Genomic DNA, 348 nt, shown 5'->3' on the forward strand with positions numbered 1-348 from the left:
GTGATCTGGTGCATGGGTGGCACCCAGCACAGCAACGGTAATAACAACACCCGCGCTTATTGCATCCTGCAACTGGCGCTTGGAAATATGGGTGTCGCAGGCTGGGGAACTAATATTTTCCGTGGCCATGACAACGTGCAAGGCGCCACCGACCTTGGCGTCCTAGCCGATACTTTGCCGGGATATTACGGCCTGTCCGACGGCTCTTGGGCGCATTGGGCGCGTGTATGGGACGAAGACCTTGACTGGCTCAAGGGGCAATTTTCCGATGCTAGCTTTGGCGATACCAAGATGATGAATCTGACCGGGATTCCGGTCAGCCGTTGGATTGACGTGGTGCTAGAGGAT

1 pseudogene is annotated in these 348 nt (G+C 55.7%); it reads left to right on the forward strand.

Annotation, left to right across the window (positions count from 1 at the left end):
* A pseudogene (locus tag AB9F29_RS21525) lies at positions 1-348 on the forward strand (formate dehydrogenase); the annotation flags it as partial.

The sequence above is a fragment of the Falsihalocynthiibacter sp. S25ZX9 genome (genome assembly GCF_041205405.1).
Classification (GTDB): domain Bacteria; phylum Pseudomonadota; class Alphaproteobacteria; order Rhodobacterales; family Rhodobacteraceae; genus Falsihalocynthiibacter; species Falsihalocynthiibacter arcticus.